At 73.3% G+C, this 18,360-nt stretch carries 10 protein-coding genes; 2 read left to right on the forward strand and 8 right to left on the reverse strand.

Going from position 1 to position 18,360, the window contains the following annotated elements:
- Positions 1–64: 64 nt before the first annotated feature.
- Entirely contained in the window at positions 65–253 is a 189-nt protein-coding gene (locus ABZ564_RS22950) for a DUF397 domain-containing protein (RefSeq protein ID WP_360859493.1), read from the reverse strand.
- Positions 250–1,104 (reverse strand): helix-turn-helix transcriptional regulator, encoded by an 855-nt coding sequence (locus ABZ564_RS22955; RefSeq protein ID WP_360859496.1) that lies wholly within the window; start codon positions 1,102–1,104, stop codon positions 250–252. Before ABZ564_RS22955 ends, ABZ564_RS22950 begins: the two co-directional genes overlap by 4 nt.
- A 123-nt stretch (positions 1,105–1,227) precedes the next feature.
- Between ABZ564_RS22955 and ABZ564_RS22960 the strand changes: the two genes are divergently transcribed.
- Both ABZ564_RS22960 and ABZ564_RS22965 read left to right on the forward strand, forming a co-directional pair.
- Positions 1,228–1,725, forward strand: coding sequence for an ATP-binding protein (locus ABZ564_RS22960; protein ID WP_360859499.1), 498 nt, complete (start codon positions 1,228–1,230; stop codon positions 1,723–1,725).
- 143 nt (positions 1,726–1,868) lie between these two features.
- Complete coding sequence (locus ABZ564_RS22965) at positions 1,869–2,627, forward strand: MerR family transcriptional regulator (protein WP_360859502.1); 759 nt, start codon at positions 1,869–1,871, stop codon at positions 2,625–2,627.
- Positions 2,628–2,897: 270 nt separating this feature from the next.
- Here the strand turns inward: ABZ564_RS22965 and ABZ564_RS22970 are convergent, their stop codons facing one another.
- The 6 genes from ABZ564_RS22970 to ABZ564_RS22995 all read right to left on the reverse strand — a co-directional run bounded on the left by ABZ564_RS22970 (position 2,898) and on the right by ABZ564_RS22995 (position 18,274).
- The gene (locus ABZ564_RS22970) at positions 2,898–3,422 is read right to left on the reverse strand and encodes a hypothetical protein (RefSeq protein WP_360859505.1); all 525 of its coding nucleotides are present in this window, start codon (positions 3,420–3,422) and stop codon (positions 2,898–2,900) included.
- A 61-nt stretch (positions 3,423–3,483) separates the two neighbouring features.
- Positions 3,484–4,578: a Rieske 2Fe-2S domain-containing protein gene (locus ABZ564_RS22975; RefSeq protein WP_360859508.1), complete on the reverse strand. Its 1,095-nt coding sequence runs from the start codon at positions 4,576–4,578 to the stop codon at positions 3,484–3,486.
- Positions 4,575–5,630: an NADP-dependent oxidoreductase gene (locus tag ABZ564_RS22980; RefSeq protein WP_360859511.1), complete on the reverse strand. Its 1,056-nt coding sequence runs from the start codon at positions 5,628–5,630 to the stop codon at positions 4,575–4,577. The genes ABZ564_RS22975 and ABZ564_RS22980 overlap by 4 nt, the downstream gene beginning before the upstream one ends.
- Positions 5,627–7,270, reverse strand: coding sequence for an NAD(P)/FAD-dependent oxidoreductase (locus ABZ564_RS22985; protein WP_360859619.1), 1,644 nt, complete (start codon positions 7,268–7,270; stop codon positions 5,627–5,629). Before ABZ564_RS22985 ends, ABZ564_RS22980 begins: the two co-directional genes overlap by 4 nt.
- Positions 7,271–7,281: 11 nt before the next feature.
- Entirely contained in the window at positions 7,282–8,967 is a 1,686-nt protein-coding gene (locus ABZ564_RS22990) for an NAD(P)/FAD-dependent oxidoreductase (protein WP_360859514.1), read from the reverse strand.
- On the reverse strand, positions 8,954–18,274 hold the full coding sequence (locus ABZ564_RS22995; protein WP_360859517.1) for an amino acid adenylation domain-containing protein: 9,321 nt from the start codon (positions 18,272–18,274) through the stop codon (positions 8,954–8,956). Before ABZ564_RS22995 ends, ABZ564_RS22990 begins: the two co-directional genes overlap by 14 nt.
- Positions 18,275–18,360: the final 86 nt, after the last annotated feature.

Genomic DNA, 18,360 nt, shown 5'->3' on the forward strand with positions numbered 1-18,360 from the left:
ACCCGCGGGGGCCCCCGGCCGGTCCGGACCGGCAGGGCTCCCGCGCGTACGAACGCCGTCTGTACTACTGCGCCGCGGCGAGCCCGACGAGCCCGGCCCACGCCGCACGCGATACCTGGAGGACGGGCCCGGCCGCGACCTTGGAGTCACGGACGTGCACGGTTCCCGCACCGGCCGCGACCTCGATGCACTGGCCGCCCTCCGTGCCGCTGTAGCTGCTCTTGAACCACGCGAGGTGTTCGGTGTTGTTCATAGTTCTCCCAGCAACTTCTCGATGAACGCCAGTGACTCTCGCGGGCTGAGAGCCTGTGAACGGATGATCCCATAGCGAGCTGCGGCGAGAACCGTCTGCTCAGGATCGGTTGCCAGGGTGCTGGTGTTCAGCGCCTCGACGTACAGGTACTTCTTGCCGTCCTTGCGGGTGATGACGGTGAACGGCCCGTTCACACCCGCATTGTCCTCGCAGTCGGTCGGCATCACCTGGAGCTCGACGTTACGACGCTGGCCCAGAAGCAGAAGGTGCTCCAACTGCCCCCTCACCACTTGCCGGCCGCCGTACCGGTGCCGCAGGACGGCCTCATCCGTCACGAAACTCAGCAGCGGAGTGGGGCGGCGGTCGAAGATGTCCTGCCGTGCCATCCGGGCAGCCACTCGCTGCTCGATCGTCTCCTGGTCCAGAGACGGACGTCGCATGGCGAGCAGTGCCCGCATGTACTCCTCCGTCTGGAGCAGGCCGTTGACCACATGTGTGTCGTAGACCAACAGCTCGATCGCCTGCTTCTCCAACTGCGCCATGCCCTGGAAGAACGCCGGGTACTGCGCCTTCTCCACCTGGTCCTTCCACACCACCAGGAGGTTGTCCGCGCCCAGCTCCTTGTCGGCCCGGTCGATCGCCCTCGGCGGCGGAATCCTGCGGCCCTGCTCGAAAGAGGCGATGGTCGACGCCGAGTACCCCAGTCGTCGGCCCAGTTCCTCCCGCTGCATGCCCGCCCGTACCCGTAAGGTCTTCAGGCTCTGCCCGAAGGCGATGACCACGTCCTGGCCCGCCTTGTCCGCTGCCCGGGCGCCGCCCTCCGCCTCGGGACCAATGTCTTCAGCTGTCATCGCACCCTGCCCCGCTCTTTCGCGCCGTGCCCCGCGTACCGGTGCCGACACCGCTCGTACAAGGGGTTCGCGTCGGTGCGTCACCACTGGTCACGCTACGCCACCGGGAGGACCCTCGTGGTCATGACGAGCAACATCGACAGCCCTCGCCGCCCCGCGCAACCCGTCCGCGAATTGCCCCACTTGGGCACCCCGGCTTTCGCCATGCGGTTCACCTCCACGCCCCGGGGCGCCAGGCTCGCCCGCCGCCTGGCCGGCGTCCGGCTGGACGCCTGGGGTCTGCCGTACGGGACGGAGACGCACGAGGCGGTCGTCCTGATCACCGGCGAGCTGACCGTGAACGCGGTGCGGCACGGGCACGTGGCCGGGCGGGACTTCCATCTGCTGCTGCGGCTCGTGGAACGGCCCGTCCCGGCCGCGCGGATCGAGGTGACCGACACCCGGGGCGAGCGGGTGCCGCCCGGGCCCGGGAAGCTCCTCGCGCCCGGGCTCGCGGACGACGGGCGGGGGCTGCTGCTCGTGGAGGGGATCGCGTCCCGCTGGGGCTGGTACCCCAGGGCACAGGGACCGGGCAAGACGGTGTGGGCCGAGTACGAGATCCCCGGCCCGGCGACCCTCTAGAAGTACTGTCGGCGGCCGGAGAGCCGGCCGGTGGGGGCGTCCACCGGTTCGCCCGGCTTGCGGTTGCCGCTGCGGCAGCTTCTACGGTCGTGAACAGAGCCGGAGAGACCGGCTCGGGACGGCGACGACGAGGGGAGACGGCGATGGACTGGCCGATCGCCGAGGTGGCCCGGATGCCGGGAGTGACCGCGCGAACCCTGCGGCACTACGACGAGATCGGCCTGCTGCCGCCCGCCCGCACGGGGGCGGGCGGCCTCCGGTACTACGGCGAGCGCCAGCTCCTGGTGCTGCAGCAGATCCTGGTCCTGCGGGAACTGGGTCTGGGCCTGGAGGACATCGGCCGGGTCCTGGCCGAGCAGGTCGACCAGGTGGAGGCCCTGCGCGGCCACCACCGGCGGCTGCTGGCCGAACGGGACCGGCTCGACACGCTGGCCACCACCGTCTCCCGCACGATCGCCGAACTGGAACAGTCCAGGAAGGACGACGCCCCCATGACCATCAACCGACCCGAGAACCTCTTCGAAGGCGTCCAGCCCGACCAGTACCAGGAGAGCCTGCGCGACTTCCCCGCCCACGCCGAGCGGGTCGCCCATCACGTCGCCGGGATGAGTGCGGAGGACATCGAGGCCGGGCAGCGCGAACGCACCGCCCGGATGATCCGCCTCGCCGAACTCCGGGCCGCCGGCCACGCGGCGGACTCCGCTCCGGTGCAGGCCGAGACCGACGCCCACTACCGGATGCTGTCCGCCCTGCGACCGGTCTCCGCCGAGGAGCACCTGGCCATGGGGCGGTCCGTCGTCGACAACCCCGACTGGCGTGCCGCCTACGAGGCCATCGCCCCCGGCCTCGCCGCCTTCCAGCGCGACGCCATCGAGGCGTACACCGCGGACCGCCTCACCTGAGGAGAGGGGGCCGCCCCGGCACCGGGGCGGCCCGGGGCGCAGGCGTAAGGCACCTGCGGGCACCGCGCACAGCAGCCGACGCCGCCCGGCACAGGGCGCGGCCGCCGTGGGACGGGGGCGGGCCGCGTTCGGGCCCGGCGGCGGACCGTCGTCCTGCGGCAGGGACGACGCAGGGCCGGGGCGAGCGGCTTCTCCTTCGTCCACGGCGGCCCGCTCCACCGGCGCGGCGATCAGTTCGTTGAACGGCACGCCTTCGTCGGCGAGGGACCGCTACGGGATCTCCGGCGTGAACTCCCGGCCGAAGCAGTAACCGCGCAGGCAGTAGTCGAAGCCGGACTCGTTGAAGAGGTCGATGTCCTCGCGACGGCAGTACTCCGCCACTCCGTCGGCCACGTGCCAGCGCGTGCCGTCGTACCAGAAGACACCGCCCGCGTAGTGAATCGTCCGGCCCGTCGCGAAGTCCGTGAGGTTCAGCGACTCGTAGCTCTCCGGACGGTCGCGGACCAGGGCGACGAGGTCGTCGGGGACGCCCTTGTAGAAAGCCTCCTGAAGGGCGAACTCGTCCTCGCCGAACATGTTCAGCTGCGCCTCGTGGTCGAACGTCAGCAGCAGCGCGCGGCCGTCCTCCGCGAAGTACCAGACGGCGGACTGGCCGCCCCCGTCGTTCCAGGCCAGACGCTGCGCGCCGGGCACGGTCACCGGGGCGACCTTGGCGAGCTCGTCCATGACGGCCGCGCGGCGCCGTACTTCGGAGAGGGGGGTCGCCGCCAGGGCGTCCCACGTCGAGGTAATCATGGCCGCAGACTAACGACCGCCTCTGACAATCCCCCGCCCCCGGCTTCTCGGAGCGGCCGGGCTACGTCACCCTGCTCTCCGCTTCCCCCGCCGCTCCCCGCACCACCGACGACGGCACCCGCGCCCGTAGCCGGTCCGGCGGGTAGAACTGCCGGGCCCAGTGGCGGAACGGGCCGATCGGGCCGTCGCCGCGGGCCAGCCGGGGCGGAGACACGTACCGCTTCGTCGCCCAGACCGGGAAGTCCTGGGACACGAAAGCGCAGTTGCCCCGGAACATCACACCCGCCAGCAGCCGGTGCACCGAGCCGCTCACCCAGCGGGCCAGCGGGGCCGGCAGGGCGGCCGGCTCGGCCACCTCGAAGCGGCTCGTCTGGCGCAGCTGGAAAGCCGCGGGCGCGATCATCGTGGTCGTGTATACGGCACAGGTGCGCACCCCGAACCGAGGGAGCGCCGTGCACACGTGCACCCGGCTGATCCCGTTGCCCTCCAGCGTCACCTCCAGCGGACTCGCGCCCAGCAGCGGCACCCGCTCCTCGGAGCGCACCGAGATTCGGAAGGATCGCCCCTCGAAGACCGCCGGCTCGGCCACCTCCGACGCGCCCCAGCCGTGCAGCGGCGTGAAGTGTCCGATGTCCACCGTGTTCTCGACCACGTCCTGGCTGTGCCCCGCCATCTCCCACGCGGCCAGTCGCGGCGCCCGCGTCCCGAGCGTGTGCCAGGGCGTGAGCTCCCAGTCCGGCGCCCGCCCGTCGTGGTGCCGCCACACGAAGACGGCGCCGTCGACCTCGCGCACCGGCAGCAGGGTCAGATCCGAGGACGGCGGCGGGGGCGTGCCGTACCCCGTCCGCGTGCAGGCGCCGTCCGGGCCGAAGGCGAAGCGGTGGAAGGGGCACAGCAGTTCGTCGCCCTCCAACGCGCCGAGCCCGAGGTGCGCCCCCAGGTGCGGGCAGTACGGGCGGACCGCTCGCACCTCGCCGTCGCGGAGCCGGTAGAGCACCACGTCCTCGCCCTGGAGCGGCCGGGTCAGCAGCGCCCCCCGCACCACCTCCGAGGAGAACGCCACCGAGAACCAGCCGTCGGGGTACGGCAGGACCGGCTCGTGCGCGTCGGCCGGGCTCGGGCCCTCCGTGAGCGCCCGGGTGTGGCCGCGCCTCACAGCTCGACCAGCACCTTGCCGAAGGACGCCGCGCGGTCGGTGTACAGGCTGCGGTAGGCGGCGGGAATGGAGTCGAAGCCGTGGTGCACGGTCTGCTGGTAGCGGATCTCGCCGGCCCGCACCAGCGGCCCCAGCTCGGCGTGCAGCGCCGCCCAGTTCTCCTCGGTGAACCACTCCAGCGCGAAGATCCCGCGGATCGTCGTGCGCGGGAACATGATGTACGGCAGCAGCCGGGGCCCGGTCCACTCGCCGCCGACCTGGCTCGCCCACTGCCAGCACACCGCGACCCGGCTGTCCACGGTGAGCATCGTGAAGACGGTGTCGGTCATGACCCCGCCGAGGTTGTCGAAGTACCGGTCGACGCCGCCAGGAGCCGCCTTCGCCAGGTCCTCGCGGAGCTGCGCCGGGTCCCCGCCGTGCCGGAAGACGACGACGGCGTCGAAGCCGAGCGCCGTCAGCCGCGCCGCCTTCTCCGGCGAACCGGTCGTGCCCACCACCCGCGCGCCCGCCCGCTTCGCCAGCTGCCCGGCCAGCGTGCCGATCGCGCCGGACGCGCCGCTGATCAGGACCGTGTCGCCGGGCCGTACGGCCAGGAAGGTGGTGAGGGCGCCCCACGCGGTCATCCCGGCGCCGCCGAGGATGCCGAGCGCGGTGCTCAGCGGCAGCGCCTCGTCGTAGTGGGCCGGGTCCAGCTTCCGGTACGCGGGGAAGACCATCGGGAACGTGCCGGTCTGCCACAGCGCCCCCGCGCCGTTGCTGACCAGGTGGGTGCGCCAGCCGCCGAAGCCCTGTACGAGGTCCCCGACGCCGAACATCGCCCGCGGCCCGGCCGCCAGCACCTCCATGATCGAGTCGGCGCCCATGTGGTCGCCCACCGGGGTGTCCAGGGCGATCCCGTGGAGGTACGGGTCGACGGAGACGTACCGCGTGCGCAGCAGCATCTCGTCCTCGGCCAGGTCGGTGTCGAGCTCCTCCACCACCTTCACGTACATCCGGTCCACGTCCGGCACGCCGTCGTTGTGCTGGCTGACGATCCACTTCTCGGTCTTCACGGGGTCGCTCCTGCGGGTTCGATGAGTTGTACGGGGAGAGGGGCGCTGTCGTCGACGGAGGCGGTGAACGGCCGCCCGTCGTCGCGGCAGACGAAGTGCATGACGTGCCGTCCCGAGGCCGCGGCCCGGATCAGGCCGCCGGTGGTGGCCCAGACGCCGGACAGATAGAAGTCCGCGAGCCCCGGCAGTCCCGGACCGTGTCGCTTGACCTCCTGCTCCACGGTCTCGCCGCTGTCCACGAACGGCTGCCAGCCGAGCACCGTGCCGTCGTAGTTGCCGGTGTAGCGGACCTGGGTGAGCGGGGTGGACACGTCCCGCACCACGATCGCGTCCCGCAGCCCGGGGTGCCGCTCGTCGAGGAAGTCCACGATCGTGTCCCGCACCTGCCGCTTGGCCCGCTGGTAGTCGCGCCCGCGCCCGACCGGCAGCGTGTGCAGCTCCTCGCCGCGGCGGATCCGGGTGAACTGCTCGGGACCGGTGCTCAGCTCCCGCCACGGCGCGATGTCGCAGAAGTACGTGGCGTACACCACGGAGGTGCCCGGCGGCGACAGCTCCGGGTAGTGGCGGCTGCGGAACTGCACGTTGACGCTGGGGTGCCGGATACCGGTGAGCCGTTCCGCGACCGCGTCCTCCAGGAGGTACGTGGTGCAGGGCTCGCCGTCCGGGAAGGGCCGGCGCAGCCCCAGGAAGACCGTGAGGTAGCCGGGGAAGACCATGTCGGGTTCCGTGATGGTCCGGGTGTACAGCTCCCGGTACGTGTCGGTGAGGTAGCGGCCCTTCAGCAGGTCGAGGAGCGTGGTGCGCCCGTCGCAGGCGGAGACCACGATGTCCGCCCGCAGCTCCGTGCCGTCGCTCAGCCGGACCCCGGCCGCCCGGTCGTTCTCCACCAGGATCTCCACGACCCTGGCGTTGTACATGACCTCGCCGCCGAGCCCCCGGTAGCGCTCCTCGACCGAGCGGGCCAGGCCCAGCGAGCCGCCCTCGGGGACCCCGGCCGAGGCGTCGGCGTGCGCCGCGAGCTGGAAGTAGAACGGCAGCACGGGGAAGTTGGGATGCTTCTCGTACAGGATGAAATTGAACGCCTCGCGCAGCAGCGGGTCCCGGAAGCGCTGAGAGTAGTCCCGCATCAGCGTGCCGATGGAGCGCCGGATCACGTTGAAGTAGGGGACCAGGGACGCCAGCATCCGCCAGCGCTCCAGGCGGCCCATGAGCCCGACCGGGGTGAGGAACGGGTAGCGGGCCAGTGCCTTGCGGAAGGTCCGCAGCCCGGCGCAGAAGTCGCGGATCACCCGGGCGTCGCCGGGGGAGAGGGCGAGCAGGTGCGCTTCGAGACGGTCCGGATCGGAGTAGAAGTGGACCGCCCGCCCGTCCCGGCCACGCACCGTGTTGAACACGTCGAAGTTGCGCATCCGCTTGCCCTGGAGCGCGCCGAGCTCCAGCCAGATCTGGTGCATCTCGTTGCCCGGCCCGCTGCCGAGCAGCCAGCTCACACAGCAGTCGAGGGTGAAGTCGCCCCGGTCCCAGGCCGTGCAGGAGCCGCCCGGGATCTCGTGCATCTCCAGCACCCTGCTGCGATAGCCGTTCATCTGGGCGTAGCAGCCGGTGGAGAGCCCGCCGAGCCCTCCGCCGACGATCAGCATGGTCCTTCTGGTCATTCGGCCACCGCCGCCTTCCCGGCGTCGCCCCGCGGTTCGAGTCGTGGCAGCCGGCCCAGCTTCCCGGGATGCCACGGCCCGGCACCCTCGCTCGGCCAGGCCCGGAACTCCCGGCCCAGCTCGTCGCAGAGGAACTGGACCGCGTACCGGCCGCTGGTCGCGGCCCGGATCAAGCCGCCCATCCCGGTCCACTGCCCGGCCATCGAGAAGCCGCTCAGCCCCGGCAGCCGCATCCGGTCCCGGTCCACCAGCGCGGTCGACACGTCGTCGGCCTCGGAGAACGCCTTCCAGGCCAGGATGCTGCCGTAGGTGTTGCCGGTGTACCGCTCCGTCGTCGCCGGCGTCGCCACGTCCACCAGCTCGATCCGCTCCTCGAGGCCCGGATGACGCTCGGCCAGGAAGCCCCGCAGGAAGTCGACGACCTCCTGCTTGCGCTCCCGGTACGCCCGCCGGTCCGCCTTCCGCAGCTCCTGCCAGGACCGGTGGTCGGTGAAGTACGTGCAGTGCAGCACCGACTTCCCGGCCGGCGCGAAGCCGTCGGCGTAGTCGGACCGCCGCTGCACCACCAGACTGTGCTGGAGGCTTCCCGGCAGCGCCGCGCCCCGCTCCGGACCGAGGAGGTACGTGGTGCTGTGCGGCTCACCGGCGGGCAGCGGGCCGTCGATCCCGACGAACGCGGAGACCACCGCCGGGTACAGGTTGTCCGGCCGGTCCAGCAGCTCCGTGTACAGCCGCTCGGTGCGCGGGCTGCTCCACCGCCCCTCCAGCAGCCGGTCCAGCACCGTCGGCCCGTCGCAGGCGGCGATCACGTGGTCGGCGAAGTGCTCCTGCCCGTCCCGCAGCCTCACGCCGACCGCCCGCCCGTCCTCGACGAGGATCCGCTCCACCCGGGCGCGGTAGCCGATGTGCCCGCCGAGCCCCGTGTACCGCTCCTCCACGGACCGGGCCAGACCCAGCGAACCGCCCTCCGGGAAGCCCGCGTTGCCGTTGAAGGCGCAGGACATCGTGAAGAGGAAGGGGAGCAGCGGGAAGCCGGTCAGCTCCTGGAGGAACATGTTCGGGAACGCCTGGCGCAGCAGCGGGTCCTCGAAGCGGTCCGCGAACCGGCGCATGGGCGTGGCCGCGGTGCGCCAGTACAGCCGGAACGCCGGCAGGATCGCGAGCAGCGTGCGCGCCTTCTCCGCCAGGGACTTGAGCGGCGGCGGCTTCAGCTCCCAGTGCGGGTCGAGCCCCGCGAAGCGCCTGAGGTCCCGGCAGAACGCCCGGATCAGGCGCTCGTCGCCGGGCGAGAGCTCCAGCAGGTGCTCCTGGAGCCGGTCCGGGTCGTTGTAGAACGTGACGGACCGGCCGTCCTCCGTCACCACCCGGTTGAACTGGTCGAACAGGGTGATCCGCTTCCCGTCCAGCGCCCCGAGCTCGCGCCACACGTCGTTCGCCCCGGTCCCGGGTGCCGTGCCGATCAGCCAGTCGATGCAGTAGTCGAAGAGGTAGCCCTGCCGGGCCCAGGCGGTGCAGCAGCCCCCTGGCAGCACGTGCTTCTCGAAGATCCGGCTCTCCAGCCCGCTCATCTGCGCGTAGCAGCCGGCGGCCAGACCGGACATGCCCGCGCCGATGATGATCACCCGGGGCCGCCCGCCGGGAGGCCGGGCCTCCCAGCGGGGCCCGCCGTCACGCACGCCCATGGGTGGAACCTCCCGCCAGCAGCGCCCGGACCAGCTCCGCGTTCCCGTCGAGGAACGAGCCGTCGAGCATCTCGGCGTGCCGCCCGTGCCCCTCGCGTACGGTGCACCCGGCGGCGGTGACCCCGTGCCAGCCGCCGGGCTCGTCCGCCGCGAAGCGGAGCAGCTTGTCCTGGTCGGAGATCACCGCGATCGGCGCGCCGAGCACACCGAGCGACGGGTGGGCACCGCAGTGCGCCAGGTACTCGCGGGCCTGCTCCACGGTCTCCCGGGCGACGATCTCGGAACCGGTGTGCCGCCGCAGGTGCTCCGCGAGCTCCGCCTCGAACTCGGCCAGGTGCTCCTCGCCGAGGGCGACGGCCTCGGCGATCCGGTACGAGTCCATGATCAGCACGAGGTCCACCGCGCGGCCCCGCCGCTCCAGCTCCCCGGCGATCTCGAACGCGAGGTTGCCGCCGAGGGAGTAACCGAACAGCGTGTACGGCCCGCCCGGGTGCAGTTCCTCGGCCAGATCCGCGTACCGGGCCGCCTTGTCCGGACCCGACAGGTAGTTGAACGCGGCGAAGCGGTGCTCGGGCAGCCGCGCCGCGAGCTGCCGGTACACCAGCCCGTGCCCGCCCGCGGGCGGCAGGCAGAACACCGTCGCCGCCGGGTCCGCGCCCGGGTTGAACCACAGGTACGGCTCGGCGCCGGGCAGCCGCCCGGTGACGACGTCCTCCAGGGTGCGGGCCATGCCGTGCAGGGTGCTGGTCCGGAACAGCCGCCCGACCGGCACCGACGCGTTGAACTCGGTCCGCAGGTGGTGGATCAGTTCGATCAGCTTGATCGAACTGCCGCCCGCCTCGAAGAAGTCGTCCCGCAGCCCCGGCCGCTCCAGCCCGAGCAGCGATCGCCAGTGCGCCGCCATCCGCGTCTCGTACAGCGTCACCGGCGGTTCGTACCGCTCCGGTCCCGCCTCCGCGCGCGGCTCCGGCAGCGCGCCGAGATCGACCTTGCCGTTCGCGGTCAGCGGCAGCGCGGACAGCTCCGTGAAGTGCGCCGGGATCAGATACGTCGGCAGCTGCTCCGCGAGGTGGCGGCGCAGCTTCCGGGCGTCGGCCACCGCGCCCGGCGCGGGCACGCAGTAGGCGCACAGCACGTTCTCGCCCGTCTCGTCCCGCCGTACCGTCACGCACACCTGCGCCAGTTCGGGCCGGGCGGCCAGCCGCGCCTCGACCTCCCCGGTCTCCACCCGGTGGCCGCGCACCTTCACCTGCCCGTCGGCCCGCCCGCGGAGGTGCAGCATCCCCTCCGCGTCCCAGTGCCCGAGGTCCCCCGTCCGGTACAGCCGTACGGGTTCGCCGCCCGGTTCGAGGGTCACGAACCGCTCGGCGGTCCGCTCCGGATCGCCCAGGTAGCCATCGGCGACGCCGGCGCCGCCGATCCACAGCTCACCGGCCACCCCCGGCGGCACCGGCTCGCCGTGCCGGTCGAGGACGTACAGCTCGCTGTTGGGCAGCGGCCGGCCGACCGGCACCATCCGGCCCGGCTCCAGCCCCTCCGCCGGTCCCTCGTAGTAGGCGCTGTCGATGGTGGCCTCGGTCAGCCCGTACGAGTTGACCACCCGGGTCCCCGGCCCGCACAGCGCGACGAGCCTCCGGTGCTCGCCCGCCCGCCAGGCGTCCGAGCCGACGATCACCAGGCGCATGAACTCCAGGCCCAGCCCCTCCCGCTCGCAGTGCGCCAGCAGCCCGCGCGCCACCGACGGCACGAACTCGCCGCAGTCCACGCCCTCCGCGCGCATGGTCCGGTAGAGCCGCGCGGTGTCGAAGAGGAGGTCCCGGCCGACGAGGACCAGCGTCCCGCCCGAGCACAGCGCCCGGACCAGGTCCCCGGTGAACACGTCGAAGGAGACGCCCGCCGTCTGCAGGTGCACCCGGACGTCGGTGTCCAGCCGGTACTCCTGCTGCCAGGCGACGAACACCGAGGCCAGGTTGCGGTGGCTGACCCGCACCGCCTTGGGGCGGCCGGTGGAACCCGAGGTGTGGATCACGTACGCCGTCTGGTCGAGGCCCACGGCCGGCTCCGGCCGCTCCTCGGTCCCCGGCCGGTCCAGCTCGTCGAGGGTGACCGGCCGTCCCGGCAGCCGGGCCGCCCCGCCCGGCCACCCGTCGGTCAGAACCAGCGTGGCCCCGGCGTTCTCCATCAGCTCGGCCAGCCGCTCCGCCGGGTGGTCCGGGTCCAGCGGCAGATACGCGCCGCCGGCCCGCCACACCGCGAGCAGCGCGATCACCAGCTCCGGCGACTTCGCGAGACGCACCGCCACCACCGTCCCGGCGCCGACGCCGCGTTCGCGCAGCGAGGCCGCCACGCGCCGCGAGCGCTGGTCCAGCTCCCGGTAGCCGAGCCGCCGCCCGCCCGGCACGGACACCGCGACCGCCTCCGGGAACTGCGCGGCGATCTTCCCGATCAGCTCGTGCACCGGCACGTCGTGGTCGATCCGTCGGCCGACGCCGCCGAACCCGGTGACGATCCGCTCCCGTTCCCCGGCCTCCAGCATCGGCAGCCGTCCCGCCGGACGCTCGCCGTCCGCGCGGGTCAGGCCGTCGAGGAGGTTTTGGTAGTGCGCGGCCATCCGACGCATCGTCGCCGCGTCGAACAGGTCGGTGTTGTACTTCAGCACGCAGTGGAAACGCCCGTCGGACCGGTCCTCGTACGCGGACAGCGTGACATCGAACTGCCCCTCTTCCTCCGGGAGTTCGATGTACTCCAGGGTGTACCCGAAGCGCTCCACGGCCACCTTGTGGGTGAGCAGGATGAACATCGCCTGGAAGACCGCCGAGCGGCTCGGGTCGTGCTGGAGGCCCAACTGCTCCACGAGCAGCACGAACGGGTACTCCTGGTTGTCGAGGCCCCCGAGGACCGTGTCCCGCACCCGGCCCAGCAGCTCGGCCACCGACGGCTCCCCGGCCAGGCTCACGTGCAGCGGCAGCGGATTGACGAAGTAGCCGTAGACGGAGGCGAACTCCTCCTCGGTGCGCCCGGTGACGGGGCTGCCGACCACGATCTCGTCCTGCCCCGACCAGCGGTGCAGCAGCAGGTAGTACGCGGTGAGCAGCACCGTGTACACGGTGACGTTGTGCTCCCGGGCCAGCGTCTGCACCCGGGCGCTGAGCTCGTCGTCGAGCTGGAAGAACTCGGAGGCGCCGTTGTCGGTCTGCACCGGCGGGCGTGGCCGGTCGGTGGGCAGTTCGAGCGCCGGGACCTCCCGCGGCAGGTGCTCCCGCCAGTACTCCAGCATCCGGTGCGCCTCGGGCCCGGCCAGGAAGCGGTTCCGCCGGTTGAGGAAGTCCAGGTAGCGGGCCCGGACCGGGGCCAGCTCCGCCGGCCGGCCGGTGCGCAGCCCGTGGTAGACCTCGAACAGCTCCTCGATGAAGGTGAAGGTGGAGATCGCGTCCGAGACGATGTGGTGGACCGCCTTCATCAGTACCCAGCGGTCCGGTGCCCGCCGGAACAGCCGCAGCCGCACCAGGGGGTCCCGCTCCAGGTCGTACGGCCTGCGGTACTCCGCCACCAGCCGGGCGCGGACCTCGTCCCAGGGCAGCCCGGACACATCGAGCAGACCGGTGTCGGCGACGGCCTCGGGCCGCACCCGCTGGACCGGACGCCCCTCCTCGGTGGTGATGTTGACGCGCAGGCTCGGATGCCGGGCGATCAGCGTCCGGAAGGCGTCGAACAGCAGCTCCGGGTCGAGCTCCGCGCGCACCTCCACCGCGCCGCCGATGTTGTACGCGAAGCCGTCCGGGTTGAGCTGCTGGAGGAACCACAGGGCCTGCTGGTTGTGGGTGAGCGGGTAGCACGACTCGTCGGTGAACAACTCCACCGCCGTCTCCGCCACCGGCCCCCCTGCCGCCGCGAGCTCGGTCAGCCCCGCGTGCAGCCGCTCGGTCAGCTCGCTCACCGGCCCGTTGCTGAGCAGCGCCACCACCGGCAGCGAGACCCCCAGCTCGGTGTGGGTCCGGGCCCGCAGCTCCATGGCGAGCAGCGAGTCCAGACCGAGCGAGCCGAGCCGGGCGTCCGCGTCGACCAGCTCCGGCCGCACCCGCAGCACACCCGCCGCGAGGGCCGCGAACCGCTCGGCCACCAACGCCGTACGCCCCGCCTCGTCGGCGGCGCGGAACGCGTCGAGCAGACTGCCGCCCTGCCCCGCCGGGGCCTCCCGCGCCGCCGCGGCAGCGAGCGCCGACACCAGCGGCGGCGGGGTGGGATACCAGGACAGGAACACCGGCCAGTCCACCACCGTGGCCACCAGCAACTGGGCCCGGTCCTGCCCGATCACCCGCTCCAGGACCGCCATGCCCGCCTCCGGCGCCAGCGAGCTCATCCCGCGCGCGTCCCGGTAGTGGGCGACCAGCCCGAGCTCCTCGATCATGCCGGTGGCCCACGGCCCCCAGTCCAGGCTGAGCGCGGGCAGACCGAGCGCCCGGCGGTGATGGGCGAGCGCGTCCAGGAACGCGTTCCCGGCCGCGTAGTTGACCTGACCGGCCGTGGTCAGCAGCGAGGCGACCGACGCGAACAGCACGAAGTGCTCGACCGGCTCCTCGCGCAGCAGCCGGTGCAGCAGGTACCCGCCGTGCACCTTCGGCCCGTAGCCCGCGTCGAAGGCTTCGCGGTCCAACGACGGCAGCAGGACGTCCCGCACCTGCCCCGCGAGGTGGAACACGCCCCGCACCGGAGGCAGACCGGCGGCCCGGCGCCCGGCCAGCCAGCCCTCCATGGCCGCCGCGTCGGTCACGTCGACCGCGGCGACCAGCACCTCCGCGCCGAGCGCCTCGAGCTCGCGCAGGACCGCGACCCGCCGCCCCTCGGGGCCGCCCGGATCGAGCCCCCGCCACGCGCCGCGCTCCGGCACGCCGGTGCGGCCGAGCAGGACCAGGCGACGGGCCCCGCGCCGGACCAGGGTGCGGCAGAGCAGCCGCCCCAGCGCCCCGAACGCGCCCGTGACCAGATAGGCGCCGTCCGCGCGCAGCCGCAGCGGCAGCGGACGGGTCAGCCCCGCGGGCGGACGCAGCCGGCTGAGGTGCCGCCGCCCGGACCGCAGCGCGATCTCGCCCTCGCCGTCGTCCGCCGCGAGCGCGCGCAGCAGCGCCTCGGCCTCGCCGGGACCGCCGGCCGGGTCCAGATCGATCAGCTTGCCGCTGTGACCGGTGAGCTCCTGTTGCCACAGCACCCGGCCGATGCCCCAGGCGGGCGCGCCGAACGGCTCCACCGGCTCGCCCGGCACCACCGCCTGGGCGCCCCGGGTGACGATGTGCAGGCGCCCCTCCGGGCACGCCTCGGGCAGCACCTGGGCGAGCAGGACGAGCGAGTAGCCGCCGACCGTGCCGATCCCGTCGAGGTCCGCCGCGCCGACCGTGTCCAGCGGGGGCAGATCGAGGTTCCACAGATGCACCACGGCTGTGAACCCCGGCCCGAGTTCGTCGAACAGCCTGCGCAGATCGGCCGCCGAATCGGGCCGCACGGTCATGTGCCGGGCCCCGCTCCGGTACCGGCTGCCCGGGCGGACCAGCCGGCACCGCCCGCCGCGCGCCACGACCGCCTCGGCCATCCGCGCGCCGAGCCCGCCCTCGTCGGCGAAGACCACCAGGTCGGGCGCGGGGGAGCCGTCGTCCCCGGTCCCCTCGGCGGTCCCGCCGTCCTCCGGCGCCTCGGCGGGCGTCTCCTCCCAGACCACCTCGGCCAGCCAGCCGTCGATGGTGCCGAGCTTCACCGAGGAGGCCGCCCGGTCCACCGCCGCCGCGCGGAAGCCGCTGATCCGGCCGAGCGGCGTCCCGTCCTCGGCGTACAGGGCGAGGTCGCCGACCAGTTCCTCGCCGCTCTCCGCGGTCACCGTCGCGTGCGCCCACAGGGCCCGGTCGCCGACCGCGTCCAGCCGCAGCTCCGCGATGCCGACGGGCAGCCGGATCCCCGCGGAGGGGCCGCCGTCCGGCGTCATCGCGGTGAGCATGGTCTGGAAGCAGGCGTCCAGGAGCACGGGGTGCACATGGCAGTCCGCGGCCCCGTCGCCCATGCCCGGGGTGGGCCGGATCAGCGACAGCGCCTCGCCGGGCGCCGTCCACACCTCGTCGATCGCCCGGAACGCCGGGCCGTAGTGGTAGCCGAGCGCCGCCAGCTCGCCGTAGCACGCCTCCCGGTCGAGCCGGCGCCCCGCCCGCGCCCGTACCGCGTCCGTGTCCAGCGGTTCCGCGAGCCGGCGTGGCTGCCCGGTGCGGACGACCCCGCTCGCGTGGACCGTACGGTCCAAAGCCCCGGTCCCGGAACCGGTGAGGGAGGCGATGGTGAACCCGGCCTCCTCCGGTGCGAAGGCGAGCTGGACGGTCGTCGCCTCGCCGTCGGGCAGGAACAGGGCCCGGGAGAACTCGACGTCGGCCAGGGTCGCCGTGTCGCCGCCGGTCAGCGCCCGGACCGCCTGCGCGGCCATCTCCAGGTACCCGGCGGCCGGGAAGACCGTGCTGTCCTCGATCCGGTGGTCGGCCAGGTACGCCAGCCGCTCGGTGTCCAGGCGGCTCTCCCAGGTCGGCTGCAGCGCGGAGGTCCGCCGGCCGAGCAGCGGGTGGTCCAGCCGGCCGAGCCGGATCTGTTCCACCGGCGCGGGCTCCACCCAGTACCGCTCCCGCTGCCACGGATAGCCCGGCAGCGGCACCGGCCGCCCCACGGGCTGGAGCACCGACCAGTCCACGTCGACGCCCAGCGTGTACAGCTCCGCGAGGGAGCGGGCGAACCGCTCGGGCTCGTCCTCCCGGCGCCGGATCGACGGCAGCGTCACCCCCTCGACGGCCCGGCCCTCCAGGCACTCCCGGATCGAGTGGCCGAGCACCGGGTGCGGACCGATCTCCAGGAACAGCGTGTACCCGTCGTCGACGAGCCGGTCGACCGCGGCACGGAACCGGACGGGCCGCCGGACGTTCTCCCACCAGTACGCGGCGTCCAGCTCCGGCCCCAGCGCACGCCCCTCGCGAGCGGTCAGGTAGAGCGGGAGACCGGCGGCGCGCGGCGCGATCCCGGCCAGCGCCTCGTGCAGCTCGGCCTTGATCGGGTCCATCCGCACGCTGTGGTACGGCACTTCGACGTCGAGGAACCGGGCGAAGACCTGCTCCCGCTCCAGCCGCCCGGCGAGCTCCTCAAGGGTGCCCCGGTCCCCGGACAGCGTCACCGACGCCGGGCTGTTCACGGCGGCGACCGACACCTGGTCCCGGTACGGGCGGACCAGCCGCTCGGCCTCCTCCTCGGACAGGTTCGCCGCCAGCATCACACCGGTGCCCGCGAGCCGGTGCTGGAGGGCGCTGCGCGCCAGCGCGATCCGGACGGCGTCCTCCAGGCCGTACACCCCGGCCCGGTGGAAGGCCGCGATCTCGCCGGTGCTGTGCCCGACGACGGCGTCCGGCCGCACCCCGTGGTGTTCCCACAACGCCGCCAGCCCCGCCTGGACGGCGAAGTTGGCGGGCTGGGCGAGCCAGGTCTCGGCCATCCGGGACTCCGCCTCGGGCCGGGTCAGCTCGTCGAGCAGCGACCAGCCCGCCTGGCGCCGGACCTCCCGGTCGCAGCGCTCGACCGCCTCCCGGAACACGGGCTCGGCGTCCAGGAGCTCGCGCCCCATGCCCCACCACTGCGGCCCCATGCCCGTGAACACCCACACCAGCCGCTGCGCCCCGGGCTCCCGGACGCGGCCCCGCACGGCCCGGGGGTGCTGCTCCCCGCGCTCGCAGGCGGCCAGTACCTCGTCGAGGGAGCCGGGCGGGCCGAGGGGGGAGTGGACGACGGCGAGGCGCTCCTCGAAGTGCTGGCGGCGGTGGGCCAGGGTGTGCCCGAGGTCCGCGAGGGGCACTCCGGCGGCAAGTTCGCGGCGGAGGCCCGCGGCCAGTTCGGCCGGGCCCGACGCGTGCCGGGCGCTCAGCGGGAGGACCGAGCGGGCGGGCGTCCGGACCGTCGCGCGCGGCTCCTCCGGCGGGCGGGGCGGCGCCTCCTCCAGCAGGACGTGGGCGTTGGTGCCGCCGAAGCCGAAGGAGTTGACGCCTGCCCGCGCGGGTCCCTCGTGCTCCGGCCAGTCGACCGGTGCGGTCGGGATCTCGAAGGGCAGCGCGGCGAAGTCGATGGCGGGGTTGGGCTGTTCGAGGTTCAGGTGGGGTGGGATGCGGCGGTGCCGGAGGGCCAGCGCCGTCTTGATCAGGCCCGCGACGCCGGCGGCGGCCTCCGTGTGCCCGATGTTGGTCTTGACCGAGCCGACGTAGCACCGCGCGCCGGGCGCCCGGCCCTGCGCCAGCACCCGGCCCAGCGCCCGCGCTTCGATCGGGTCGCCGACGGGGGTGGAGGTGCCGTGCGCCTCGACGTACTGGAGGCTGCCCGGTGTCACTCCCGCCTCGGCGCAGACCCGCTCGATGAGCGTGGCCTGGGCGTCGGCGCTGGGCACGGTGACGCCGTTGGTGCGTCCGTCCTGGTTCACCCCGCTGCCGATCACCACGGCGTGCACCGGGTCGCCGTCGCGCAGCGCGTCCGAGAGGCGCTTGAGCGCCACGACGCCGACGCCCTCGGCCCGTACGTAGCCGTCGGCGGAGGCGTCGAAGGCGCGGGAGCGTCCGTCGGGGGAGAGGAAGCCGCCCTTGGTCTCGGCGATGGTGTACTGCGGCGCGAGGTGCAGCAGGGTGCCTCCGGCCAGGGCGAGTTCGCTCTCGCCGCGCTGCAGGCTCTGGCAGGCCAGGTGGACCGCGACCAGGGAGGAGCTGCACGCCGTGTCGATCGAGACGCTGGGGCCGCGGAAGTCGAGGCAGTGCGAGATGCGGTTCGAGACCATCGTCATCATCGTGCCGGTCGCGGTGTGCGCGGCCAGCGTCTCGAAGCCGAGGTCGGCGAACTGCAGGATCTTGTAGTCCAGGGTGAAGGCGCCGATGAAGACGCCGACGTCCCGCCCGGCCAGTTCGGCGGGCCGCTGCCCGCCGTCCTCCAGCGCCTCCCAGGACACCTCCAGGAGCTTGCGCTGCTGCGGATCCATGTGCTCGGCCTCGCGCGGGCTGATCCCGAAGAAGTGGGGGTCGAACTCGTCGAAGCCGTCGATGTAGCCGCCCCGTCCGCCGGTCAGCCGGCCCGGCTTGGCCCGGTCGCGGCTGCCGAGGGTCGTGGTGTCGTACCGGTCCGCCGGGGTGGGGACGAGACAGTCCCGGCCTTCGATCAGATTGCGCCAGAAGGACCGGTGGTCACCCGCGTGTCCGGGGAGCCGGCAGCCGATGCCGATGATGGCGACCTTGTCGCGGTGGGCGGCGCTGGGTGAGTCCGTCATGGTCCAATCCGGTGGAGACGACGCCTCGGTACGGGCCGGGCGGGGGTGTATGGGGGTACGGCGCGGTACGGGGCGGGGAGGCCGCG

The sequence above is a fragment of the Streptomyces sp. NPDC019224 genome (assembly GCF_040632605.1).
In the GTDB taxonomy this organism is placed as follows: domain Bacteria; phylum Actinomycetota; class Actinomycetes; order Streptomycetales; family Streptomycetaceae; genus Streptomyces.